Source organism: Marinobacter sp. F3R08 (assembly GCF_018860425.1).
Classification (GTDB): domain Bacteria; phylum Pseudomonadota; class Gammaproteobacteria; order Pseudomonadales; family Oleiphilaceae; genus Marinobacter.
The window spans coordinates 915,916-940,380 of record NZ_JAHKPI010000025.1; the positions used below are offsets into that span (position 1 = coordinate 915,916).

Consider the following 24,465-nt stretch of genomic DNA (forward strand, 5'->3'; position numbering starts at 1 on the left):
ATTCAGGCGCCTTACCGCACAGATCCACACAACTAGCTCATTAACGACTTTCCAGGTAGCGCTTGTATTCCGCCTGAGTATCTTCGTTGGGCGGGTACAGACCGATGACAGGGGTTCCATTACGAACCTTCTCAAGCACATAGTCTTCGAACGCTTCCATTTTTTCTGCTTCCTCAGCGACCTCGTCTGCCAGCTCTAACGGAATGACAATGATTCCGTCGTCATCGCCTACCAGTACGTCGCCGGGGAAAACAGCCACCCCGCCGCAGCCAATGGGTACTTGAATATCCACCCCGTGATGCTTTGTGAGGTTGGTTGGTGCGCTCGCCTTGGCGCAAAAAACCGGCATGTTCATGGCGGCAGCATCCGCTGAGTCACGGATGCCTGCATCCGATACAAAACCCGCGCAATGACGGTACTCCAGCCGATTCAGCAATATGCTCCCTGCACTGGCAGCAGAGGCATCCTGACGGCAGTCGGACACAAGCACCATACCTTCCGGAACGGTCTCTACAGCAACCCGCTGCGGGTGCTTCGGATCCCTGAAGGCAGCCACTGTATCAATATCTTCTCGTGCAGGAATGTAACGCAGGGTGAAGGCCTGGCCAACCATTTTAACCGCACCCTTATTCATCTTGCTAACACCTTGAATGTAGGTGTTGCGCAGGCCACGCTTGAACAGAATCGTATGCAATGTCGCAGTAGATGCGCGCATCAGACCTGCTTTGGCGGCGCTCGATAGAGTCTTGTTCGGAGCGTATTCAGATGTGCTCATGCTTTATTCTCTTTTCGGTAGTAATGAGTATCACGTCCGCTGGCTTTGATTTGCGGCGCGCCTTGCTTACAGAACGAATCGCCCTACTCTCGTTTGCCATCGATCAGCCGTGAGACTTCCAGAGGGTTACCATCCCTGAGTGCATCAGGTAGTAGCGTTTGCGGTATGCCCTGATAACAAACCGGGCGGAGGAAACGGTGAATGGCCGCGGTGCCAACCGATGTACTCCGGCTATCAGAAGTGGCAGGCCACGGGCCGCCGTGAACCATCGCGTCGCAGACCTCGACACCGGTAGGCCACGCATTGGCAAGAATTCTCCCGGCCTTGCGCTCCAGGGTAGGTAGCAACCCCTCAACCGCAGAGTAATCGGACTCAATCATGTGCACCGTAGCGGTCAGCTGGCCTTCCAGGTGTTCCAGTACGTCTTGAAGCTGAGTGACCTCATCGCATTCAATAATCAATGAACAGGAACCAAATACTTCGGCGTGCAGACGCTCATCGCTGATAAAATCAGTCGCACTGACCGCAAACAAAGTGCTGTGACACGGGCTGTGCGAATCACTATCGAGCTTGCTTGCAGCAACCTCTTCAACCTTGCCTGTCTCACGCAACTGCATAAGCCCGGCGCCATAGGCAGAACAGATGCCTTGTGTCAGCATTGTTTGCGGCGCGCTTTCACGGATATCTTCCGCTGCCGCAGCCTTGAAACGATCCAGAGCTGCGCCCTTGATAGTCAGGATCAATCCAGGATTGGTGCAAAACTGCCCTGCTCCCATGTTGAGCGAGGCAACAAAGGCTTTCCCCAGGGCTTCGGCCCCTTCTTCCAGTGCTGCGGGCATGAGCACCACAGGGTTGATACTGCTCATTTCGGCATACACGGGTATTGGCTGTGGCCGGTTATTGGCAGCCTTCATCAGAGCCGTTCCACCGCTGCGCGACCCCGTGAAACCAACCGCCTGAATACGGGGATGGGTAACCAGTGCCTGGCCCAGTTCATTACCGGCACCGTAGAGCAATGAAAACACGCCGGATGGAAGCTCGCAGTCAGCCACTGCTTTCTGCACAGCGCGCCCCACCAGCTCGGAGGTGCCTGGGTGGGCAGAGTGGGCTTTGACGATAACCGGGCAACCTGCCGCCAGTGCCGATGCGGTATCGCCACCGGCAACTGAAAACGCCAAAGGAAAGTTACTGGCGCCGAATACGGCTACCGGCCCAAGTGCGATGCGCCGCTGACGTAAATCGCTGCGTGGCAGCGGACTGCGATCTGGCAGTTCCGGATCAATTCGCACATCGAGCCATTCTCCTGCACGAATCACTCTCGCAAAAAGCCGTAACTGGCCACATGTCCGGCCGCGTTCACCTTCCAGCCTGGCACGAGGCAGGCCGGTTTCTTCCATGGCGCGCTCGATCAATACATCCCCGATTGCTTCAATCTGATCAGCAATTGCTTCCAGGAATTCCGCCCTGCATGCGGATGATGTTTCGCGATACCGATCAAATACTGACCATGCCAGTTCAGCTGCCCGATCAACCTCTTCCTGGCCGCAAGTGCCATAGCCAGGCTCGATACGCTGGCCAGTAGCCGGATTAACTGCGAAGACCGGGTTGCCGGTCGCTGCAAACGATTCTTGCCCAATGAGCTGGTGTCCCTTGAGGTGCATAAAAAAATACCCTGAAGATAGATATGAAATGGTCGCCCCCGCTGAACCCACAGGGGCGCTATGACACGCTATTTCCCTATCGGGTGAACGCCGTTACGGGCACATCTGCCCGCCATTCACGTCAATCACTTGACCGGTGATGTAACCGCTCGCCTGATGTGAAGCCAGGAATAGATAGGCTGGAGCGCACTCCTCGGATGTACCAAAGCGGCCCATAGGTATTGAATTGCGGATTTTTTCTTTCAGTTCGGGGCTTTTGTCTTCGTGGAAAGCGGTATCGATTGTGCCCGGCGCCACTACGTTGAAGCGAATATTACTGCCGGTGAGTTCCTTCACCCAGGTACGATGCAGGTTGTGAATTACCGCTTTAGACCCGCCATAGAGACTGGCCCCAGGACCTCCCCCTTCACGACCGGCGATAGAGCCTGTACTGATAACCGCTGATGTGGTGCCGCTCTTGACCGCAGATTCTTTCAGGTGCGGCACAGCGTATTTTGTGGTCATAACAACAGAACGAATATTCAGATCAAAAACAAGGTCGTAGGCCGCATCATCAAGGTTTTCAAGGCCCTCACGTACACCCAGGCCTCCCGCGTTATTAACCAACACATCCAGCCCGCCGAATGTTTCGACAAACTCATTAACCAGTGCTGCACACTCATCGCTGCGGCTGAGGTCATGCTTAAAGTAGGCGAAGTTGATACCAAGGCTTTCGAATTGTGCAATTGCCTTCTCTGCCGCAGCGTCCATGACGTGGCTATTGATGCCCACCACGGCCCCCTGCTTGGCGAACTCCAAAGCTGCGGCAAACCCGATTCCTTTAGTTGAACCGGTGACCAGTACTCTCTTGTTTTTCAGATCATCAAACATGTCAGTTCCTTGAATCTCTTGTATAAGCATTACGTGGCGCGAGAAGGGCTAACGATACCCTGTCGCAACTGCCAGACGCTCACAATATAGACGAGCACCCAGTGAGAATCAAACAAATCTTTACAACTTGGTCATCACCTAACTGAGACTTGCCCAGCAAGGCTGGCGCGCTGACTTAAGGCTATATAAAACGCCTCTCCAGAAAACCGAAAATTTCCTTATTATCCTTTTTATCCAGTTACTTGGATAATTTTAACACCTATGAATCAGAGCTATTCAGAAGTGCAAAAGACGCCCTTCAACCTGAAACTCTTACGCCAGGTTCGCAGAAAAAACGGCCGAATACGATTTTAAAAAATAGATGTTGTAAATACTTGCAAATTTTTTTGACCACGATGATACTCCCCCAAGCAAACGGTCTCCTGAGAGCGTCCGTTTGCCAGTGGCTTTATCTGGGCAAGACAGCACACCCGGCTCTTTTCGTTGTGCACGCAGCCCGCCACTCGCTAAACCATCTAAAAACAATGAGGTTTAAAATGAGCACACTATCCAAACTGCTATACGCCACGGTTCTCACCATTGGCGCCAGCATCGCCCACGCAGCCGACTCCTACCCGGTTAAGCCGATTACGTTAATTGTGCCCTGGTCTGCGGGTGGCGGATCAGACGCCGTAGGTCGACAATTTGCAATGGGGCTCCAGGAAGAACTGGGACAGCCTGTAAACGTTGTGAACAAAACAGGCGGAGCAGGCGTTATCGGCCACATGAACATGAAGATGGCCCGGCCGGACGGTTACACTCTGGGCCTGGGCACGGCTGAAATCGCAACGTACAAGCACATCGGTACCGCAGACATTTCGTACACAGATTTCACACCAATTTCCCTACTCAACGTTGATTACGCCACATTCACTGTGAATGCAGAGTCGCCCTGGAAGAATCTGGACGACGCACTGAACGATCTAAAAGACAATCCGAACACCTATACCGTTTCGGGCTCAGCCCCGGGTGCCGCCTATCACCTGTCATTTGCCGGCTTTATCGACCAGCAAGGCATAGATCCTCAGACAATCAACCTGGTTCCGAGCGAAGGCGCAGCTCCGGGCTTACAGGAACTCGCAGCTAACGGCGTGGATATTGTTTTCAATTCTCTTCCGGAAACCCAACCAATGAACAGGTCGGGACGCACTCGCACACTGGCCGTACTGTCGAACGAACGCCTGGACCGGTTCCCCGATGTCGCCTCTGCCAAAGAAGTAACCGGAGACGAATGGACCCAGGGTTCATGGCGCGGCCTGGTTGGCCCGGCCAATTTGCCCGACGATGTCACCAAACGTCTGGAAGTTGCAGCGAAAAAGGTCTTCAACTCTGAGTCATTCCAATCCTTTATGGTGAGCCGTGGATTCGGCCCCGTCTGGGCTGACGCAGAAGGGTTCGAAGCCTATATGAAAGACCAAAGTGAAAAGAACGCTGTAACGATCCAAAAGCTTGGCCTGGCCAACTAAGCCGACAATACCCAGAGGGCAGCCGCATGCGCAGCAACGACAAAATCACAGGGCTGGTGACAGTAACGTTCGGGGTTTTGGTAATAACCAACTCCAGAGGGCTGAATAACCTGCCCCAGCAGGACTACGGAGCAGGAACCTTCCCCATAGTTATTGGAGGGCTATTGATAGCGTTTGGTGGACTATTGGCTTTAAGGGGGTTAAGCAGTCGCGCTCCGCTGATGGTCTGGGTAAACGAAGTGCCGATCAAACGCTTCTACCTGACCTTGCTGGCCATTGTCTCAGCAATTGTCGCGTACATATTGCTGGTTCCGGTCCTTGGATTCCCCATTGTCTCAACGGCTCTGTTGTGCCTTCTGCTGTACGGCTTTTATCGTCAGAACTGGACGCTCGCAGCTTGTACAGCGATAGCTTCGACGGCTGTCATCTGGGTTGTTTTTGGTCGCCTGCTCCAGGTGCCGCTCGAACTGGGTATTCTGGAAGAGGTGGTCTACTAATGGATAGCTTTCTGGCAGCGACGACGCTCGTGTTCACCTGGGAAGTGATGCTTATCATTGTGTCTGCATCCATTTTCGGGTTATTCATGGGGGCGATTCCAGGCCTTACTGCCACGATGGCAACCGCACTGCTGGTGCCGGCCACGTTTTTCCTCGAGCCGCTACCTGCAATTGCGGCGATCGTTTCGGCCACGGCCATGGCTATTGTGGCCGGCGATCTGCCCGGTGCCCTGCTCCGCATGCCCGGTACCCCCGCATCTGCCGTCTACACTGACGAAGCCTACCTTATGGGCAAGCAAGGCAAAATTGGTGTCGCGCTTGGCCTCAATATCGTTTGCTCCATGATTGGCGGGATTATTGGCGTGATATGCCTGGCCATGGTTGGGCCGCTTATTGCTGATTTTGCCATCAAGTTCACCAGCGATGAGTATTTCTGGCTCGCGCTACTGGGGCTATCGTGCGCCATTCTGGTTTCAGGCGGAGACCGACTGAAAGGCGCGATTTCAATGTTTGTTGGCCTGGCGATTTCAATGGTTGGCATGGACAGCGTTTCAGGCCAGGCCCGCTTCACGCTGGGTAGCTATGACCTGCTCGCAGGCATCTCTATTTTGCCGGTACTGATTGGCTTATTTGCCATTTCAGAGCTCATTCGTCGGATGCCGGAAACGAACAATCCGCACCAAGAAGTACAGATGCGCGTGAAAAAACCCTTTTCAGGTACTGCACCGCTACTCTGGAAATACAAGTTCGGCGTAGCACGAAGCGGCGTGCTGGGAACCATGATAGGCGCACTGCCTGGCGCAGGTGCAGACATTGCCTCATGGATTAGCTACGCCATCGCCCGCAAGCTTTCGCGCTCGCCCGAAAAGTTCGGCACCGGTCACCCCGAAGGGCTGATCTCCGCAAGCTCGGCCAACAACGCTTCACTATCCGGGGCGTACATCCCTGCGCTGGTCTTTGGTATCCCGGGCGACGCCATTACTGCAATCATCATCGGCGTTTTGATGACCAAAGGCATCACACCAGGGCCGGATGTTTTTGTCAGTGAAGCACCGCTGGTCAATGCAATCTTCCTGTCTTTTATCATTGCCAATCTATTGCTGCTTCCCCTTGGCTTCATAGCCATTAAAGGGGCACGACACATTCTATCGGTACCCTCCGGAGTGCTCTTCCCGCTGATCCTCATATTCTGCATGGTGGGAGCCTATGCCGCGAATAACTCAATGTTCGACATATGGATTATGCTCGCCTTCGGATTGCTCGGCTTCGTAATGGCAGAAAATGATTTCCCGCTCGGACCATTAATACTCGCAGTAATTCTTGGGCCAATTATAGAGAGCAACTTCATGCGCTCGATCATCAAGGCCAATGGCGACCTGACAGCATTTGTTGATCGGCCCATTGCCATAACGCTCGCCGTTGCAGCCACCCTGATATGGGGAATGATCATGGCAAATAGCATTTCCTTTCGCCGCACTAACAGCCGGCTGCCATTCAGCCAATAGGCGCCCCTATCTACCAACCGCATTACCGAGACGCCCAGGCTTACTCCAAACCACAGCCGGTTTTGTGTAAGCCTGAGGTGCGCAGCCTGAGGTGCGTCTGTAGAAAACCCCATGGGCACAGGCTCTAGCAAGACTGGATAATGAAGATTCAGAACCGTCCTGAAAGGGAGGGAACCCACTGCTCGTGGACGCTCCTATGGGTAGACAGCAAACAACAATGCTGGACGGCAAATCATTTGATCTGGCTGTGGCAACAAGATTGCCTACCAGACACAGCATGAGATTTTTTGGGATTCTATAGGGATGACTGTTCAAGCAACACCGAACAACTGTGTTGTTGAGCAAGATAATCAAAATGGAGGCGCGGGTCGGAATCGAACCGGCGTACACGGAGTTGCAGTCCGCTGCATAACCACTCTGCCACCGCGCCGGAAAAGATCGAAGGATCGGATCTTTGTGCTCTCAGGTGGGCGTTGAGAGACTTGAAATTGGAGCGGGAAACGAGATTCGAACTCGCGACCCCAACCTTGGCAAGGTTGTGCTCTACCAACTGAGCTATTCCCGCTCTTTGTTTCCGAAGCATTGCCTCGTCAACGGCTGCGTATTCTACGGATTACCGTTCGGGCGTCAACAGTTTTTTATCAAGTTTCTGTTTTATTGAGGTTTGTGAGCAAATTTTGGCCAACTGATAACGGGTTACCGGCCAATGCAGATTCCAAACTGGCGGATAACCACGGCAGTCTCTAAGCTAATGAGTGGCCGACAAAATTACTGATGGATTCGACAAATACGTGCCAGATTCCCTGTCTTCCGAGCAGACCGTCCCACAGGCGCCCTCCTCCGCTCCGGGGTCCGTGACCATTGAAGCCGGCGCGCTGAGAGTCACCGGCGACTGGTTGCTGAAACATTATCGCGCTCTGGCGACCGTAAAGCCGACGGTCTCAGCCAAAGAGTTAGCCAGGTTGCCGATCGAACTTGCCGGGCTTGAGCGAATTGATACCGCCGGTGCCTCGCAACTGGCCTCGCTGGTCGGGCCAGCCCGGTTGCTCGAAGCTGCGACCACCGCCGGGGAGTTACCTCGTGAGCAATCCGCCCTGATTGCAGCCGTGTGCGAAGCCATGAAGGACCAGCCCACACCCGTTCGCGCTTCGCCGTCTCTGGTGTTCAGTTTTGTCATCGGTACCGGTCAGAAGGTGGAGAGCATCTTCCGGTTGGTGTGGGTCCTGGTGGGCTTTATTGGCCAGACCCTGGGCACTCTGGCCTGGAATCTTCCCAAACCATGGCGTTGGCGCATGACGTCGTTCGTCGCCGCCGTTCATGACACTGGCCTGAATGCCCTGCCCATTGTGGCTTTGCTGACGTTTCTGGTGGGCGCGGTGGTGGCTTTTCTGGGGGCGACGGTTCTGGAGGATTTTGGTGCCACCATTTATACCGTAAACCTGGTGGCATTCTCCTTCCTTCGGGAATTCGGTGTTCTGCTGGCCGCAATCCTGCTGGCAGGACGAACCGCCAGCGCTTTCACAGCGAACATTGGTGCAATGAAGGTGAATAAAGAGCTGGATGCCATCCGCACCCTGGGCCTCAACCCGATTGAGCTGCTGGTACTGCCGAGGGTGATGGCGATGATGGTCAGCCTGCCCATTCTGACCTTTGTGGGAATGATGTCTGGAATGGTTGGTGGTGCGGTGGTCTGCGCCCTGGTGCTGGATATCTCACCAGTCCAGTTCATGGCCATCGTGGAACGGGATATCGACCTGAAGCATTTCGTTGTCGGCATGGTCAAAGCACCTATCTTTGCTTTTCTGATAGCTGTAATCGGCTGTCTGGAAGGCTTCAAAGTGGCAGGCAGTGCACAATCGGTGGGCGAGCACACCACCTCCAGCGTGGTTCAGTCTATTTTCATGGTAATTCTTCTGGATTCCATTGCTGCACTCTTCTTTATGGAAATGGGCTGGTAATCATGGTGATCATGGCCGCATCCCCGAAACCTGAAACTCGCAATGAGCCCGTCATTGCGGTGCGGGATCTGTGCAACCGTTTTGGCACCCATGTTGTTCACGAAAATCTTGACCTTGATCTGCTCCGAGGCGAAATTCTGGGTGTGGTTGGCGGCTCGGGTACCGGCAAGACGGTTCTGCTCCGGAGCATTGTCGGGCTCAGCACCCCCGCTTCCGGACATATCCGGGTGTTTGGCGAAGATCTTACCCGGCTTTCCGCCCGCGCCCGGTCACGAATTGAACAACGCTTCGGCGTTATGTTCCAGGGTGGCGCGCTGTTCACTTCTCTGAACCTTCAGGAAAATATCGCCGTTCCGCTGATGGAGCATGCGGGCCTGAAACGGCCGGAGGCGGAGCAGCTTGCGCGCATGAAGCTGGCACTGACCGGTTTACCACCCGATGCGGCGGTGCGATATCCGTCCGAGCTGTCTGGCGGAATGGTCAAACGGGCAGGACTGGCCCGGGCCCTGGCCCTCGACCCGGAAATCCTCTTTCTGGATGAGCCAACAGCTGGCCTGGACCCGATTGGTGCGGCGGCATTTGATCGGTTGATCGTGACTCTGCGCAACGCCCTGGGGCTGACTGTATTTCTCATTACCCATGACCTCGACACCCTGTATTCAACCTGTGACAGGGTTGCGGTACTGTCGCAACGCCGGGTGCTGGTAGCTGATACGCTGGAGTCGGTTGCCGCCACGGAGGACCCGTGGATTCAGGACTACTTTAACGGCCCCCGTGGCCGCGCAGCCAGCTACGCCTTCAGGCAACATCTGAACCAACGGACTCAGGAGCAGTAACCATGGAGCCGCGCGCCCACCACCTGATTATTGGTCTGTTTACGATCCTGGCCTTTGCGGCCGGGCTGATCTTTGCCCTGTGGCTGGCGAAATCGTCCGCTGATCGGGACTGGAGCTATTACGACATCGTGTTTGACCAGACGGTAGGCGGCCTTTCTGAGGGCAATCCGGTGCTGTACAGCGGCGTTCAGGTTGGGGATGTGGTGGAACTGACACTGGATCCCCGCAATCCCGGTCAGGTTCGTGTGCTGGTTCGGGTTGACCAGTCGGTCCCCATTCGCGAGAACACCCGGGTAGGCCTGGTGCTGGCCAATATCACTGGCAGTATGAGCGTTCAGTTCAGCGGAGGTAGTCCGGACCAGCCAGCGTTACAGGGCGACCGGGACAACCCGCCGGTCATTGTTGCCGAGCCCTCGGCATTCAATAACCTGCTTGCCAGTGGCGAACAGCTGCTGACCAAGGCAGACAGACTGCTCACCAGTGCTACAGAGCTGTTATCCGATGACAACATCGGGAATGCAACGGCCATCCTGCAGAACACCCGCGAAGCCACGGATGCACTCCTCGCCAGGCGGGACCAGCTCACTGCCCTGCTGGAACAGTTCGACAATGCTGCCATTCGCACCGAGGAGGCTGCGATCAAGGTGTCCGGCGTTTCAGATAACGCCAACGAGTTGCTGAAAACCGACGGACGGCGGGTTCTCGCATCCATGGACCGGGCCCTGGCGGTGATCACTACCTCCATTGCACGGCTTGATGAGCTGGCCCGTAGCAACCAGGGTGCGATGGATGCCGGTCTCCAGGGTATGGGTGAGCTGGCGCCTGCCATGAGGGAACTGAGGGCAACCCTGCGCAGCCTGAACCGGTTCACACACCGTCTGGAGCGGGATCCTTCAGGTACGCTGTTCGGTAATGAACCCATGCAGGAGATGGCACAGTGACATTAAGCTCCATCAGAAACGTCATCTTTGTCCTTGCTGTTGCCCTTACCGGTGGCTGCACGGTGTTTCCAAACCTGGAGCCCCCCAGAGTTATGGACCTGGCTTTGGGCCAATCGGTTGCAGGAGCCCAGAAACCAATTCGGGCAGCACTTCGCGTTGACACACCCTATGCCTCAGAGCCTTTTAACAGTTCGCTGATATTGGCCAAACCGACACCCCGGGAGTTCCGGGCTTACCCGGAAACCCGCTGGAGAGATGCGGCACCGGTGGTGGTTCGGGACGCGTTGGTTAACCGCATCCGTCAGAGTGGCACCTACACCACCGTTATTACCGACACTAATCCCGCTCAGGCCGAATTGACCCTGGTAACAGAACTGTCGGCGTTCCACGCGCAAAATCCGGAATCCAGACCAGAGGTGATCATCGAGTTGCATCTGCAGATGGTTCACAACCGCTCCCGGGCCACACTGTGCACCCGCACAGTCCGGATCGTGGAATCAGCCTCGGGCTCATCTGTTGATCAGATAGTGACTGCTTTCGGAACCGCTGGCAGCAAACTGGCTGCCAGCGTGATTGAATGGGCTAGGAGGTGCGACTATCCGTCTCGCCTGATGCCTTCTCAGGAAACAGATCGGGCCAGGCAGCCTTGAGGTACAGCCCCATGGACCAGAGCGTGAGAATCGCGGCGATATAAAGCAGTGCCACGGCGACATTCGCCCAGATTACCCCGGGAGGAAACGCCAGCAGACCTACAATCGCGGCCATCTGCGCTGTCGTCTTGATTTTGCCAATATAGGAAACCGCCACGCTGGCACGGCTACCGATTTCTGCCATCCATTCCCGCAAGGCGGAAATGACAATTTCACGACCGATAATGATGGTGGCCGGAATCGTCAGCAGGATCGCAGAATGCTCTTCGATCAGAACAGCCAGAGCAACAGCTACCATGAGTTTGTCAGCCACCGGGTCAAGGAAGGCGCCAAACGGGGTACTCTGATCCAGTTTTCTTGCCAGATAACCATCCAGCCAGTCGGTGACCGCCGCCAATCCGAAAATGGCCGCACTCACAAGGTAACTCCACCCCACGGGAAGGTAAAAAATCACCACAAACACCGGGATCATGATAATGCGGGAGAGGGTGAGGATATTTGGTAAATTCATACTGTCCTTACTCGTCATGCAATGCTGCGTATATGGTGTCGGCCAGTGATTTGCTGATGCCTGGAACCTTGATCATCTCATCAACCCCGGCTTTGCGAAGTTCCTGTATGCCGCCAAAATACCGGATCAGGTCGCGACGCTTCTTCGGCCCCACGCCTTCAATGCCTTCCAGCGTAGACTGTCGGCGTTTCTTGTCCCGACGGGCCCGGTGCCCGGTAATGGCAAAACGGTGTGATTCATCCCGAATGTGCTGGATCAGGTGCAGAGCTGGCGAATCAGCCGGAGCCCGAAACACATCGCCCGTCATGGCATCGATGAGCTGCTCCATGCCCGCCCGACGGGTGACACCCTTGGCGACACCGATCAGCGGAATATCTGAAATCTCAAGTTCTTCAAAGACTTCCCGGGCAATGTTCAACTGCCCCTTACCACCATCTATGAAAACCAGATCCGGGCGTTTGCCCTCCCCGGCCACCAATCGCTTGTAGCGACGGGAAAGCACCTGACGCATGGCCGCGTAATCGTCGCCGGCGGTAACGCCTTCAATATTGTACAGCCGATAGTCACTTTTCAGAGGGCCATTCTCATCGAAAACGACACAGGATGCGACGGTATTCTCCCCATGGCTATGACTGATATCGAAACACTCCATGCGCGAAGGGGTCTCCGCCAACTCGAGGAGATCCCTGAGTGCCAGCAGGCGACGGAAGACTGTCTCTTTGCTGGCCAGATGGGTAAGCAGTGTCTGACGGGCGTTGGTCATAGCCAGTTCCAGCCACCGGCGCCGTTCGCCACGAACATTACCCCTTATCCGGGTCTCACGGTTCGCCGATTCGGTTAAGGCCTGAGCCAACAGCTCCTGGCCATCCACCTCGACAGGCACCAGTATATCCCGAGGAATCTCCCGGCGGGTGTTACCACCAAAATAATATTGGCCAAGAAAAGCACTTAGAAGCTCGCCTTCTGTCTGCTCAATGGAGTACCGGGGAAAGTAGTCCTTGGTACCCAACACACGGCCACCGCGCACGATGATCACCACGATACACACAACACCGGCATCCTGGGCAATGGCAATGACATCGGCGTCACCGCCCTCACCGTCGACGGATTGCTGTTCCTGAACATGGCGCAGATGATTGATCTGATCCCGATAGGCCGCCGCCTTTTCAAACTCCAGGCTCTTCGACGCCGTTTCCATGGCATTCATCAGGTCGTGAATGATGGCCGGGTTCTTTCCTTCCAGGAACATGGCGGCGTGACGGATGTCCTGCTGGTATTCCTCAGGCGTGACATAGCCCACACACGGCGCGGTGCAACGGTTGATCTGATACTGCAGACAAGGCCTGGTACGATTCCTAAAATAGCTTTCATTACAGGATCTTATACGGAAAACCTTTTGCAGAATATTAAGACTTTCCTTAACCGCACCCGAGCTTGGAAATGGCCCGAACCAGGTACCGCCACCCTTCTTGGTGCGCCCGCGACGAAACGTCAGTGAGGGGTAGTCGTCGTGGGAGGACAGGTAGATATAGGGGTAGGATTTATCGTCACGGAGCAGGATATTGTAGGGCGGCCGTAACGACTTGATCAGGTTCTGCTCAAGTAACAGCGCCTCGGTTTCACTGCCGGTAATTGTCACCTCGATAGAGGCTATCTTGCTGACCAGAGCTTCGGTTTTCGGCGCCAGACCGGTCTTGCGGAAATAGCTGCCTACCCGCTTTTTCAGGTTGCGGGCTTTGCCCACGTACAACACCGAGCCGCCATCGTCGTACATTCTGTAGACGCCAGGCCGTTCGGTAAGCTGTTTCAGGAAGCTCTTACTGTCAAACTCCCCGATGTGTGTACTCTCAGGGTCAGACCTTGTCGGCATCAAGCAGTCCGAGCCGCACGGCCATCAGGGCCAGTTCAACATCACTGGAGATTTCCAGCTTTTCGAAAATCCGGTAGCGGTAACTGTTCACCGTTTTCGGGCTCAGACACAGCTTGTCCGAGATATCCTGAACTTTCTGACAGTCCACCACCATCATGGCAATCTGCATTTCCCGCTCGGATAGCCGTTCGAACAGCGAGAGCTCGCCGTCTTCATCCCGGTCACCACCGCCAAGCTGTTTCAGGGCCATTTTCTGGGCAATTTCCGGACTGATGTAGCGTTGCCCCGAGTGGGCCATACGAATGGCACGGACCATCTCTTTGATGTCTGCACCTTTGGTGATGTACGCAGTGGCGCCACTTTGCATAACCCGGGTTGGATAAGGATCGTCCGCACAGGCGGTGACAACGATTACCCGGATGGAATCATCAATGCGAAGAATACGGCGAGTCGCCTCCAGGCCGCCGATACCGGGCATGCGGATATCCATGAGAACGATATCCGGCCGGTGCTGCCGAACGAAATCAATAGACGCCTCTCCGGATGCCTCCTGCCCGATGACCTCAATATCCGGGTTGTCTGAGAGCATTCGGGTAATACCCGATCTCACCAGCTCATGGTCATCAACAACCAGTACCCTGATCAAATTCCACCTCGCACGTGCCTCAAAACAGGGCGATTGTATCGTTTAGTGTCGGCCCCCGGTAGGTGTAAAGCCAAATACCGTGACGCATATGGCGGTTAGGCCGGCACATCCAGGCCCGCGGTGTTCTCCACCGGGTCGAACCAGACAACCAGATCGCCCCGGCGAACCGCAGATAACACCTTGCCCTGTTCGTCCAGCGGGCTCTCCGTGTCGTTCAGCCCGTGGTAGCGGGTACAGTACTCTTCTACCAGGCCCTGAATCTGATCTGCCGTCAGCAAATCGGCATCAACAATGAACTTTTCCTGCCTTGGGTCCTGCTCGGGCCGATGTCCGGTACTGTCTGTCATACTGCCTCCCATGTTAACACCATGGTAAGCATAATATCGGTAAGTGAGAAGCCCGGTTACGGAACCAGGGAGACAGTGCGTCGCTCAGGCAGAGTCTGCGGCAGTTTTGAAGCGTGCGATCAATTGTCGCATCGAAACCGACTCCTGCCGTAACGCCTCGCTCACGTTGCGGGTTTGCTCGACACTCCGGATCAGGACGTCAGCACTGTCGTCCAGTGCATCAGCCCGGCGCCCCACCCGCCCGATTTCATCACGTTGTAATGCTACAGCAGAACTGATCTCGCTACTGTGGCGTTCCAGATCGACGAATTGCCCCTGCAACGATTCCAGATGCCCCTTGAGCTCGGCCAGGTGCTTGCGGTTACTGCTCCCCGCATCACGCATTTCCTCCAGTTGACCATCTACACTGCCGACTCCGGAAACGAGATCCTGTACCCATTGAGATATATTCCGGGTGGACTCGGACGTTCGGCGGGATAATGTCCTGACTTCATCAGCCACCACCGCGAAACCGCGACCATGCTCGCCGGCACGAGCCGCCTCAATAGCCGCGTTCAGGGCCAGCAGATTGGTTTGCTCCGCGATCTCGGCGATCACACCGATGACCTGTTTGATTTTCCCAGTAGACTCGCTCAGAGCGTGAATTGAGCCCGAAACACGGGATATAACGTTTACGGTGTGATCTGCAGCCTCTTCACTGGTCGAGAGCCGGCTCTGGACTTCTTTATTGGCCGCGACAGCTGTTTCTACGGTGGTGGCCGATTCGTCGGTCGCACGTTCGATGGCTGACGCCTGATCCGCAATAGCTGCCATTGACTGGCTGACATCATGAATCTGCCTCCGGGTTTGCTCGGATGCTGCCTGGAGCGATTCCGCGCCGTTATCCAGAGCGCCGGAGCGTTCGTCCAGACCGCCAGCAGCGGAGCGGATATCACCGATGAAATGCTCGAACCGGGAAACCAGGCCACCCAGAGCCTTCGCCACTCCAGCCACTTCATCGCGTCCTTTCAGAACCGGAACCCGGGTCAGGTCGGCGTTCTTCTCCATGGCCTCCAGATCACTTTCCATACCCTGCAAACGCAGGATGACAGACTGTCGCAACCATCCGGTCATCAGCACAACAATCATCAGAAAGGACACAGATCCGATCACCAGGAAATTCTGCTGTGCATCAAGGAATGACAACAACTCATCGGCCCCGGCTGAGACCGATTCGCGACTCTGACGCTGACGCTCTGCGATCGCTCCGAGCATGGGCTCCATGGCCGGAAACAGATCAAAGTCGACCACCTGGCCGACACGGTAATAGCTTTTCTCAGCGATGCCATCCTTCATTCGGGCCATCAAAGCCTGAACCCGTTTGAAATCCTCGCTGTGAACCTCCGCCCAGCTATCAAGACCGGTATCTTCTTCGAGACTTCGCCAATGCCCGGGTAAAGCAGTTTCAAGACGGCTGAATTCGGTCTCGATCTCATCCCAGAGCAACAGTTGCGCCTTGATCTTGTAGGCGAGATCCTGGAGGTGTCGGTGATCCTGCGCGAGGTCTGCGAGAAGCCAGGTTTCGTGCAGATTGTTTCGGATCAGGGTTTTGGACGCATCTTCGGCTTTCAGGATGATGCTCCAGGACAAAGCGGAAAGTCCCGCCAGGGCAAAGACCGAGAGAAAGGCGAAAAACAGAATTCGGGTTCTTACTGTGCTGAACATGACAGCTCCAAAAACGGGGAATAGCGAAATGCTATGTCGTTTTTGTGACACTTTTATGGCCCAAAGTGCGCCAATCCTCCACATTGGTGGCCTGCCAGACGGTTAACCTCTTCAAAAGAAACCATCATTTCTCTATGATCGCCGCTTTCTTAACGTTTGGATGCTAATGAATCAGTCCGTTTTCCGTCTGACACTGCCGATCTTGTTCGGCTACCTCCCGCTTGGGATGGCATTTGGTGTGCTGTTCACCACCCAGCTGGACTATGCCTGGTGGACGGCCCCCCTGATGGGCATTGTCATTTACGCCGGTGCCGGGCAAATACTTGCGGTGAGCCTGCTGGCGTTAAATGCCGGCCTGCTGGAGGTGTGCATCGCCATGTTTGTTCTCAATGCCCGCCATCTTTTCTACGGATTGTCTCTGCTTGGCCAGTTCAAGGGCGCCGGTTGGCGCAAGCTCTATCTGATTTTCGGGCTGACCGATGAAACTTACTCTCTGCTCACCAGCAGACCCCGGGGAACCGACAGGGCTTACGAACAGGAACTGGACTTCAGGATCACCGGGTTCAACCAGTGCTATTGGGTGGTGGGATGCACAATTGGCGCACTGCTTGGCGAGAACGTGGTCTTTGACAGTACCGGAATTGAGTTTGCACTGGTAGCTCTGTTCCTTGTTCTGACCCTGGAACAGTTCAAGGCTTTGGGCGAGGGATTTCCGATCTGGCTTGGCGCGGCGGCGGCTGGTGTTGCCATGCTGATGCTTCCTTCAGCACACCAGTTGATCGGCGCAATAGCCCTCGTTACCGCAGCACTCCTCGTACAGTATCGGAAGAGTCATGGTCAGCCATCTGAAGAGGAGTCCAAACATGGGTGAGTCTGGCTATCTCGCCGCGTTCATTGTGGTAGCAGCGGCCGCAACCTTTGCCACGCGGGTGATTCCGTTCCTGTTTTTCGCGCGTCACACGGAACATCCTCTGGTACGTCATCTCGGGCGTTATCTTCCGGCGGCGGTCATGGCGCTGCTGGCAACCGTGTTTCTGCAACGCTCGGCGGACTGGAACGGCTTATGGATGGGATTTGACGCACTGCTACCCGGCGCTCTGGTGATTATCATCCATTTATGGCGCCGGAATGCCCTGCTCTCTATCGCAGTCGGGACCATCAGCTATATGGCTATTCAGCAAGCCGGGATCTGATCAGAATCAGTTTTCGATATTGGCTACCAGCCGTGAGTCCTGAAGGGCGGCCGTCCGGTGTTTGACAACGCCCTTGTATTCCCGGCTTTCGATCATGGCCATGAAGGCGTCAATTGACGGGTATCGAACCAGCAACACCTGATCCCAGGATTCATCCGGAGGCGCAATCAGCGACCCCACACTACGACCTGACCAGATAACTTCAGCGCCTACTGATTCCACACAGGCAGCGGCCTCTTCCATATAAAGCTTGTAAGCTTCCCGCCCGGTTCGTTCAGGCTCCTCTTCCTTGTAATGGGCACGGTCACGGAAGCGCATCAGATTCAACATGACCACGGGTTGGTCTTTCGGGGTATCCGCCAGCACTTTTTTCAGCTGTTCGGTCGCGGGATTCACAGCGTCCATCCTTGTCCTCTTCATCTCATGTTTCCGGGGCTTACTATAGCTCAGGCTGGAGGCGTCCACGCAAGCGATTTTATTACCTTTCATTCAGATTGCCCGTTTATCTCCCTGCTTCGCGGGGCTTCAATGAGAGATACGCAAACCTCATCAATACTTCATTTCATCGTTTTATAGCCCATACCTTGGTGGTATTCCCGTAGCATCCTAGCTTTCTCCCCGCTTATAATTCCGGAGCACTCTTTCCATTTCCCCGAACTAATGGTCTCATCAAATGAACCTGATCGAACTGTTCCAGCAAACCCTGGAAACAACATTGCCGGTGTTTGCCATGGTCTTTATCGGTCTGGGACTGCGCCGGATTGGCTGGATCGACAATGCTTTCATTAACACCGCCTCAGCGCTGGTGTTCAAAGCCACACTGCCGACACTGGTATTTCTGAGCATCATTCGGGCAGACCTGGATACCGCGTTCAACCCTGGCCTTCTGGTCTTTTACCTCAGCGCAACCCTGGCGAGCTTTGTTATTACCTGGCTCTGGGCCCGCTGGCGCGTTGTTCGGGACGACCGGGGCGTCTATGTGCAAGGTGCGTTTCGGGGGAACTGTGGCATCGTCGGCCTGGCGCTTGCTGCCAACCTGTACGGGGATTTTGGCCTGTCGGCCGGTGGGATACTTCTTGGGCTGGTGATCATTTCTTACAACGTTCTGTCGGTGATCGTTCTGGTGGCCTATCAGCCAGGGCAAACCACAGACTGGACAAAGATCTTTCACGACATCATCCGCAACCCTCTCATTCTGGCAGTATGTGTGGCCATTCCCGTTGCCGCACTGGATATCACTCTTCCTGGCTGGATAATGATCAGCGGAGACTATTTTGCATCCCTTACCCTCCCCCTTGCTCTGCTGTGTATCGGCGCCACCGTCTCCCTGAACGCCATCCGCAACGACAGTAAAACAGCTCTGGGGTCGAGCCTCTTCAAGATGGTCGTTTTGCCAGCGGTCTGCACCGTCGCCGCGTGGCTGGCAGGTTTTCGGGGTTCGGAACTGGGGCTGATGTTTCTGTTTTTTGCCAGCCCCACCGCTGCCGCCAGTTTCGTGATGGTGAAAGCACTGGGCGGAAATGACCGGTTAGCGGCAAACATCATTGCGCTCACCACGCTACTGGCGAGCATCACGGTAACCCTCGGAGTCTTCATTCTGCGAAGTGCGGAACTGATCTAGATAACCCAATCGATTGAGTTGCCGTGACAGAACGCCTCACAGATCAGGGCATCGGAATACCCGGTTGCACTCTGTTTCAGGTGAGTATCGACCATGGCTCTGCGCACGCCTTGAAGTTCTCCTGCCCGAACCGTTAGATTGAATTAAAGCCTGACACGACAGAATTAGCGGGGGAAAATCATGGATAACACACGCTGGCGACTTCTGGTATCCGGGCGGGTGCAGGGTGTTTACTATCGCGCCTCAACGCAGGAAATGGCATCCTCCCTGGGGCTCACCGGCTACGCTTGCAACCTTCCCGATGGCCGGGTTCAGATCATTGCAGAAGGGCCAAAGGACGGGTTGAATCAGCTCAAGACCTGGTGTGCGGACGGACCACCTGCTGCGAGGGTAGACTCTGTTGATGCTTCCCTCGAAACCCCCACCGGAGAATTCAGCGATTTCGGAGTGCGCTAGCCAATGAGCCCTGGAATGAGAACTGCCAAAAACCAGCCGTTGTATCGAGGATCAAACCATGCACAAAGACAAGCCGTTTTCCCAATCCTGCGAAAACAATAAAGCGCCGATTCTGGAAAAGCTTGCGGGAGTTTTCAAACAGCCGGGGACGATTCTCGAAATCGGTACAGGCACAGGTCAGCACGCGGTGCATTTTGCCAGCCATTTACCACATCTGACGTGGCAGCCCAGCGACCACCCCCGCAACGCCCAACTCTCCAATTCCTGGCTCCAGGATTCAGGCCTGACGAACATCTATCCGCCTATCGCCCTGAACGTATTGGATGGTGACTGGTCCAGCTTGCCCGCCATTACCGGTGCGTTTTCCGCCAACACAGCCCACATCATGGCCTGGCACGAAGTGCAGGCGATGTTTCGCGGCATCTCCGGAGTAATGCCTGTGGATGGTATTTTCTGCCTGTACGGGCCTTTCAGCTACAGTGGGCAGCATACCAGTGAAGGTAACGAACGGTTCGACCGCAGCCTGAACGCTGAGGCTTCGCATATGGGAATAAGGGACATGGAGGATATCAAGGCTCTCGGCGAACACAGTGGCCTGGCGCTTGAGGAAGATTTTGATATGCCGGCCAATAATCGCCTGCTGGTTTGGCGAAAGGTCGGTTAAAAGAGAAAGATTCGAGCCCGGTTACGGGGATTCAGACATCCGGTAACGGATGTGATTATCCGGAATCCCCCGTGCCTCGATCAGATCTGAAGAGCTTATTTTTATCCTGCAGATCGGGCAATAAAAAACCCCAGCAATGCTGGGGTTCTGTATTGGCGGAGAGGGAGGGATTCGAACCCTCGATACGCTATTAACGTATACACACTTTCCAGGCGTGCGCCTTCAGCCACTCGGCCACCTCTCCAATAAACTGTTTCAAATCAGCTACGTCGTCGCTCATTTGAGGGCGCAAACTTTAATGGTTTTATAGACGCTTGGCAACTCCCAAGAGAAAAATCATCAAAAAAAGATGTGCGGACGACCTTCCCCATACAAGTTGAACAGATTCGCGACTATCGTAATCCACCATGGCCAATTATCATCGGGGTTTTGAGGGCGATCCCCCGGATCCAGGAGAATATAACAATGCTGATGAAAGCCGAACAATCGACCCTAGTGATCATCGACGTTCAGGAAAAACTGATGCCTGCTATCAGCCACGGCGATGAGGTTGTAGAACGATGCACTGCTCTGGCCACGATTGCAGGGCTTATTCAGGTACCTGTTCTGGGTACCGAACAACTGCCGGACAAGCTGGGCCACAACGTTGAAGCCGTTCGGGAACTATGTGATCAGACTCTTTCGAAGTATCACTTCGATGCTTGCCCGGATGGTCTTGTCGACCAGCTACCGGAGGGACGGCAGCATATTGTCATCGCCGGTTGCGAGACCCATGTCTGTATGATGCAGAGCGCCCTGAGTCTGATTGATGCAGGTTATAAAGTCTGGGTGGTGGCGGACGCTACAGGATCCCGCAACGAATTTGACCGGGACGTAGCACTGGATCGTCTGAACGAGAGCGGTGCAAGAATCGTAACGCTTGAGATGGTGGCATTTGAATGGATGCGGCACTGCAAGCACCCCCAGTTCAGAAACATCCAGGCGCTGATCAAATAGAGGCATCCGGCAAGCCGGTGCAGACGTAACATTCCAGCCAATGACCCGTGGCTTTGAGGTTCACAATGCTCAACATGGATTTTTCCAAAAAGGTTGTCATTCGCACCGCCGAACAAGCGTGGGTTCCCAGCCCTGCCGGCGGTGTTTTACGAAAGCCCCTCGCCCGCGAGGAAGCCGAGCGCGGTCACGCCACCAGCGTGGTCCGTTACGAGCCCGGCGCATCGTTCAACCGGCATGAGCATCCTCTGGGCGAGGAAATTCTGGTCCTGGACGGTGTGTTTTCCGATGAGAATGGCGACTACCCCGCCGGCACCTACCTGCGCAACCCTCCCGGCAGCGGACATGCCCCGTTCAGCAAAGAGGGATGCACCCTGCTGGTCAAGCTTCATCAGTTTGATGAACGGGATCAATCCGCGGTGCGGATAAACACCAGGAATACAGCTTGGCTGCAGGGTATCGGTGGTCTTCAGGTAATGCCTCTGCACGAGTTCGAGCACGAACATGTAGCCCTGGTTAAATGGCCTGCCAATGAAGTCTTCCAGCCTCACAGACACTTCGGGGGCGAGGAAATTTTCGTGCTATCCGGAGAATTCTGCGACGAGCATGGCCGCTATCCTGCGGCTTCCTGGATACGAAGCCCACATTTGAGCCAACACACGCCCTTCGTAGACAAGGAAACTGTCATTTGGGTAAAAACCGGCCACTTACCGGTCAAGCCTCAATGATTTTCAGGCGTCGTCGCTATGGGATTCGACAATCGCTCTAACCCCTGCATGCGTGGTCTTGCGGCCCCGGGTTATGGCAAAAAGCTCATCCATCACCTCATCGATTGAGGCGATCTGCTCTACTTCATACTGACGACAGACTTCCTCGCAGATTGATGTCGGCGCGGCAAAGACTCCATAGCCCTGGCTGCCGAACACTTTGATAAGCGCACTGTCGTCTACCCGGGCAACGAGTTTCATGCGAACCCCGTTCAGTGAAAACCAGTTCATCAGCCTCGCGAAATAGGGCGCGTCGGTGTCGTTAGCGAGCAACGGCTGGCCATTCAGGGATTCCGGAAATCCCTTTTTCAGGATTTTAGCCAGCCCGGGCGCAGCAAACAGACTCATGCTTGAACCCGCCAGCGGATGTACTGTGAGATTCCCGTCATCCTGCAGCCGGGGCATGCGATCTGTCAGTACCAGATCCAGCTCCTTGCGTTTCAGGCTCAATACCAGATCGTCGGTGCCACCAGTCTGACACTCCAGCTGGATCGAACGCTCGCCAGCCATGGCTGGCTGCAACAGGTAGTAGGCAATCAACTTGTGGATGGACGCCGATACGCCGGCGCGCAGAGGCAAGGGACGCTCAGCGGGGTCCAGCCGAAGGGTTTCGGACAGTTCGCCAGTCAAGGCAAAAATGTCGTCAGCGTATCCGAGGATCAGCCTCCCGAGATCCGTCAGGATCAGCTTGCGCCTTTCCCGGGAGAACAGACGTCCACCAACAGCGCCTTCAAACGTAGCCAGCTGGCCGCTCAACGTCTGAGGCGCCAGTTCCAGCACCTCGCTCGCGCATGCAATCGATCCTTCCCGGCTGATTACCCAGAAATAGTAGAGGTGGCGAAGGTTAAGGTCTTCCATTCCTTTGCCCTACTCCGCTTCAGGATGGTCTCGGAATCTTGAATACCTCACCAAACGTGACATATTCGCTTCCGCCAAGACGTCCAATCGGGTCAATGGCAGCGCCATCAAAAGTCAGACGATCCTTTTCATCATACCGGACAGCGGAATCCGAGACCCAGATCCGGGTAACCTTCCCGAAGACCAACGACTGGGGCCCATCGCCGATTTCCTTGATATCGTATAGCTCACATGCAAACGCAACATGACAGTCTTTGAGACGCGGTAACGTTGAACCTTCAAAATCCACCAGCTCGAGATCCAGATTTTCCAGTTCGGATTCACCATGGGGTAAGGTTCGTGACGATTCGGTGACCGCTGCGGCAAGATCCCGATGGGCGATATGAACAACAAAATGCTTCCTCGCCTCGATATTGACACGAGTGTCTTTGGCTACAGCCTGTGCCGGTTTCTTGCCAACAGAAATCATCAGCAAAGGTGGGCTACTCGTGATGGGGGTAAAGAACGAGAACGGCGCCAGATTAAAGCCGCCATCGGGGTTTTCAGTGAGTACCCAGGCAACCGGTCTGGGAATCACTGTCTGTGTCAGAATATGGTACGCATCCTTCGGATCGAGACCCTCGACATCTATCAGCATTACTTTCTCCCGTTACTTGCCGTTGCCGGTGCGCGCTCCCGCAACAGCCACCAAATCATCAACAACCCGTGAAGTATGAGGAAAGGCACCGCGACCATCACCAATCCACCCCAACCCAGCCAATTCAGAATGGCACCCGCAGACAAAGCAGCTATGGCCTGCGAGCCAAAAACCATCATGTCGTTAAGCCCTTGCACACGGAAGCGCTCCGCATCCCGATAGCCTTGGGGCAGAAGCGTGGTACCACCAACAAAAAGGAAATTCCAGCCAATACCAAGCAACAACAGCGCCGACAGATAATGGTGAAAACTAACACCGCTGGCGGCCAGAACAATACAGGCCAGATACGCCAGCAGCCCTGCCCCCATCATCAGTGGTATTCCCATAACCCGAGTCAGCCAACCGCTGATAAGCGACGGAAGATACATGGCCATAATGTGAAGCTGGATGACGCGCTTGGCGTCATCGAAGTCATGGCCGGCCATCTCGGTCATGCTCAGCGGCGTGGCCGTCATAATGAAGCTCATAACCGCATAACCAATGGCCGCAGCGCTGATGGCTGCCCATACCAGAGGATTTGCCAGAACGTCCCGCAACGGGCGACCGCCTCCGGGGCGCGACGCATGAACATGCTCAGCCCCGGCCCGGTAGCCGGCACCAAGGATCAGCAAAGCTACTCCCTGGACCACCGCCAGAGCAACCCAGCTAACCAGAAATGGGTATTCTTCCGATGCGTCACTACCCAGACCGGCAACTTCCGGCCCGAGCCAGGCGGCCACAAGACCGCCCAGCAGTACACGAGCAGCGGCAGAGCCGGCCATATCCGGGGCGACAGATTCCATGGCAGCAAACCGGTATTGGTGGACTACCGCAAGGCCGGTGCCTCCCAGAACAGCCGCCAGACACAAAAGCGAAAACAGCCCTGCCCAGGATCCCAACGCGCCCACAAGGCCCGCCACAATGCCCATCATCGCGCCCAGCAACATCACACGCTTGCGCC

At 55.3% G+C, this 24,465-nt stretch carries 26 protein-coding genes and 3 tRNA genes; 14 read left to right on the top strand and 15 right to left on the bottom strand.

The genetic code is table 11. From position 1 onward, the window contains the following. Positions 1–40 precede the first annotated feature (40 nt). From KO499_RS19480 to KO499_RS19490, 3 genes are all read right to left on the bottom strand, one after another. The gene (locus tag KO499_RS19480) at positions 41–775 is read right to left on the bottom strand and encodes a ribonuclease activity regulator RraA (RefSeq protein WP_215985399.1); all 735 of its coding nucleotides are present in this window, start codon (positions 773–775) and stop codon (positions 41–43) included. An 83-nt stretch (positions 776–858) separates the two neighbouring features. Then, positions 859–2,436: an aldehyde dehydrogenase (NADP(+)) gene (locus tag KO499_RS19485; protein WP_215985400.1), complete on the bottom strand. Its 1,578-nt coding sequence runs from the start codon at positions 2,434–2,436 to the stop codon at positions 859–861. Between the two features lie 93 nt (positions 2,437–2,529). Next, complete coding sequence (locus tag KO499_RS19490) at positions 2,530–3,306, bottom strand: SDR family NAD(P)-dependent oxidoreductase (protein ID WP_215985401.1); 777 nt, start codon at positions 3,304–3,306, stop codon at positions 2,530–2,532. Positions 3,307–3,842: 536 nt separating this feature from the next. Between KO499_RS19490 and KO499_RS19495 the strand changes: the two genes are divergently transcribed. The 3 genes from KO499_RS19495 to KO499_RS19505 are packed head-to-tail and all read left to right on the top strand — an operon-like array spanning position 3,843 to position 6,813. Further along, the gene (locus tag KO499_RS19495) at positions 3,843–4,811 is read left to right on the top strand and encodes a Bug family tripartite tricarboxylate transporter substrate binding protein (RefSeq protein WP_215985402.1); all 969 of its coding nucleotides are present in this window, start codon (positions 3,843–3,845) and stop codon (positions 4,809–4,811) included. A 26-nt stretch (positions 4,812–4,837) separates the two neighbouring features. Beyond that, entirely contained in the window at positions 4,838–5,308 is a 471-nt protein-coding gene (locus KO499_RS19500; protein WP_215985403.1) for a tripartite tricarboxylate transporter TctB family protein, read from the top strand. Then, positions 5,308–6,813 (top strand): tripartite tricarboxylate transporter permease, encoded by a 1,506-nt coding sequence (locus KO499_RS19505; RefSeq protein ID WP_215985404.1) that lies wholly within the window; start codon positions 5,308–5,310, stop codon positions 6,811–6,813. The genes KO499_RS19500 and KO499_RS19505 overlap by 1 nt, the downstream gene beginning before the upstream one ends. 356 nt (positions 6,814–7,169) lie before the next feature. Here the strand turns inward: KO499_RS19505 and KO499_RS19510 are convergent. Both KO499_RS19510 and KO499_RS19515 read right to left on the bottom strand, forming a co-directional pair. Further along, positions 7,170–7,243: transfer RNA gene (locus KO499_RS19510), tRNA-Cys, on the bottom strand. A gap of 59 nt (positions 7,244–7,302) precedes the next feature. Continuing rightward, positions 7,303–7,378, bottom strand: a tRNA-Gly gene (locus tag KO499_RS19515). 295 nt (positions 7,379–7,673) lie between these two features. Between KO499_RS19515 and KO499_RS19520 the strand changes: the two genes are divergently transcribed. The 4 genes from KO499_RS19520 to KO499_RS19535 are packed head-to-tail and all read left to right on the top strand — an operon-like array spanning position 7,674 to position 11,198. Further along, a complete protein-coding gene (locus KO499_RS19520; protein ID WP_323133379.1) occupies positions 7,674–8,771 on the top strand; it encodes an ABC transporter permease in 1,098 nt (365 codons plus the stop codon). Positions 8,772–8,782: 11 nt separating this feature from the next. Then, positions 8,783–9,607 carry an ABC transporter ATP-binding protein gene (locus KO499_RS19525; protein ID WP_215985405.1) on the top strand — a complete coding sequence of 275 codons (825 nt, stop codon included), beginning with the start codon at positions 8,783–8,785 and terminating at the stop codon, positions 9,605–9,607. Between the two features lie 2 nt (positions 9,608–9,609). Continuing rightward, on the top strand, positions 9,610–10,548 hold the full coding sequence (locus KO499_RS19530) for an MlaD family protein (RefSeq protein WP_215985406.1): 939 nt from the start codon (positions 9,610–9,612) through the stop codon (positions 10,546–10,548). Further along, positions 10,545–11,198 (top strand): ABC-type transport auxiliary lipoprotein family protein, encoded by a 654-nt coding sequence (locus KO499_RS19535; protein ID WP_215985407.1) that lies wholly within the window; start codon positions 10,545–10,547, stop codon positions 11,196–11,198. The genes KO499_RS19530 and KO499_RS19535 overlap by 4 nt, the downstream gene beginning before the upstream one ends. Here KO499_RS19535 and pgsA read toward each other — a convergent pair. The 5 genes from pgsA to KO499_RS19560 all read right to left on the bottom strand — a co-directional run bounded on the left by pgsA (position 11,131) and on the right by KO499_RS19560 (position 16,276). Then, positions 11,131–11,709 carry a CDP-diacylglycerol--glycerol-3-phosphate 3-phosphatidyltransferase gene (gene pgsA, locus KO499_RS19540; RefSeq protein ID WP_215985408.1) on the bottom strand — a complete coding sequence of 193 codons (579 nt, stop codon included), beginning with the start codon at positions 11,707–11,709 and terminating at the stop codon, positions 11,131–11,133. The two genes, KO499_RS19535 and pgsA, sit on opposite strands and share 68 nt — an antisense overlap. Positions 11,710–11,716: 7 nt before the next feature. After that, positions 11,717–13,579 (bottom strand): excinuclease ABC subunit UvrC, encoded by a 1,863-nt coding sequence (gene uvrC, locus KO499_RS19545; protein WP_215985409.1) that lies wholly within the window; start codon positions 13,577–13,579, stop codon positions 11,717–11,719. Continuing rightward, positions 13,563–14,225, bottom strand: a complete 663-nt coding sequence (uvrY, locus tag KO499_RS19550) for a UvrY/SirA/GacA family response regulator transcription factor (protein WP_215985410.1) — start codon at positions 14,223–14,225, stop codon at positions 13,563–13,565. Before uvrY ends, uvrC begins: the two co-directional genes overlap by 17 nt. Before the next feature lie 95 nt (positions 14,226–14,320). After that, positions 14,321–14,572 (bottom strand): hypothetical protein, encoded by a 252-nt coding sequence (locus KO499_RS19555; RefSeq protein ID WP_215985411.1) that lies wholly within the window; start codon positions 14,570–14,572, stop codon positions 14,321–14,323. 84 nt (positions 14,573–14,656) lie between these two features. Then, complete coding sequence (locus KO499_RS19560) at positions 14,657–16,276, bottom strand: methyl-accepting chemotaxis protein (protein WP_215985412.1); 1,620 nt, start codon at positions 16,274–16,276, stop codon at positions 14,657–14,659. A 166-nt stretch (positions 16,277–16,442) separates the two neighbouring features. On the opposite strand from KO499_RS19560, the gene KO499_RS19565 reads away from it, so the two are divergent. After that, the gene (locus tag KO499_RS19565) at positions 16,443–17,147 is read left to right on the top strand and encodes an AzlC family ABC transporter permease (RefSeq protein ID WP_215985413.1); all 705 of its coding nucleotides are present in this window, start codon (positions 16,443–16,445) and stop codon (positions 17,145–17,147) included. Next, on the top strand, positions 17,140–17,469 hold the full coding sequence (locus KO499_RS19570) for a branched-chain amino acid transporter permease (protein WP_215985414.1): 330 nt from the start codon (positions 17,140–17,142) through the stop codon (positions 17,467–17,469). Before KO499_RS19565 ends, KO499_RS19570 begins: the two co-directional genes overlap by 8 nt. A 6-nt stretch (positions 17,470–17,475) precedes the next feature. On the opposite strand, the gene KO499_RS19575 is transcribed toward KO499_RS19570, so the two are convergent. Continuing rightward, positions 17,476–17,889 carry a DUF1330 domain-containing protein gene (locus KO499_RS19575; protein WP_228340053.1) on the bottom strand — a complete coding sequence of 138 codons (414 nt, stop codon included), beginning with the start codon at positions 17,887–17,889 and terminating at the stop codon, positions 17,476–17,478. A gap of 253 nt (positions 17,890–18,142) precedes the next feature. Here KO499_RS19575 and KO499_RS19580 point away from each other — a divergent pair, with 253 nt between their 5' ends. The 3 genes from KO499_RS19580 to KO499_RS19590 all read left to right on the top strand — a co-directional run bounded on the left by KO499_RS19580 (position 18,143) and on the right by KO499_RS19590 (position 20,210). Beyond that, on the top strand, positions 18,143–19,090 hold the full coding sequence (locus KO499_RS19580) for an AEC family transporter (protein ID WP_215985415.1): 948 nt from the start codon (positions 18,143–18,145) through the stop codon (positions 19,088–19,090). A gap of 180 nt (positions 19,091–19,270) precedes the next feature. Continuing rightward, positions 19,271–19,546 (top strand): acylphosphatase, encoded by a 276-nt coding sequence (locus tag KO499_RS19585; RefSeq protein WP_215985416.1) that lies wholly within the window; start codon positions 19,271–19,273, stop codon positions 19,544–19,546. Positions 19,547–19,604: 58 nt separating this feature from the next. Beyond that, positions 19,605–20,210, top strand: coding sequence for a DUF938 domain-containing protein (locus KO499_RS19590; protein ID WP_215985417.1), 606 nt, complete (start codon positions 19,605–19,607; stop codon positions 20,208–20,210). Between the two features lie 153 nt (positions 20,211–20,363). On the opposite strand, the gene KO499_RS19595 is transcribed toward KO499_RS19590, so the two are convergent. Beyond that, positions 20,364–20,454: transfer RNA gene (locus KO499_RS19595), tRNA-Ser, on the bottom strand. A 221-nt stretch (positions 20,455–20,675) separates the two neighbouring features. On the opposite strand from KO499_RS19595, the gene KO499_RS19600 reads away from it, so the two are divergent. Beyond that, a complete protein-coding gene (locus KO499_RS19600) occupies positions 20,676–21,206 on the top strand; it encodes an isochorismatase family protein (RefSeq protein WP_215985418.1) in 531 nt (176 codons plus the stop codon). A 65-nt stretch (positions 21,207–21,271) separates the two neighbouring features. Further along, positions 21,272–21,931, top strand: coding sequence for a cupin domain-containing protein (locus KO499_RS19605; RefSeq protein ID WP_215985419.1), 660 nt, complete (start codon positions 21,272–21,274; stop codon positions 21,929–21,931). Between the two features lie 3 nt (positions 21,932–21,934). Here the strand turns inward: KO499_RS19605 and KO499_RS19610 are convergent, their stop codons facing one another. From KO499_RS19610 to KO499_RS19620, 3 genes are all read right to left on the bottom strand, one after another. Then, the gene (locus KO499_RS19610) at positions 21,935–22,828 is read right to left on the bottom strand and encodes a LysR family transcriptional regulator (RefSeq protein ID WP_215985420.1); all 894 of its coding nucleotides are present in this window, start codon (positions 22,826–22,828) and stop codon (positions 21,935–21,937) included. Positions 22,829–22,847: 19 nt separating this feature from the next. Continuing rightward, positions 22,848–23,465 carry a flavin reductase family protein gene (locus tag KO499_RS19615; protein WP_215985421.1) on the bottom strand — a complete coding sequence of 206 codons (618 nt, stop codon included), beginning with the start codon at positions 23,463–23,465 and terminating at the stop codon, positions 22,848–22,850. Beyond that, positions 23,465–24,465, bottom strand: a 1,001-nt coding sequence (locus tag KO499_RS19620; RefSeq protein ID WP_215985422.1) for an MFS transporter, incomplete at its 5' end; no start/stop codon positions are given. The genes KO499_RS19620 and KO499_RS19615, both read right to left, overlap by 1 nt.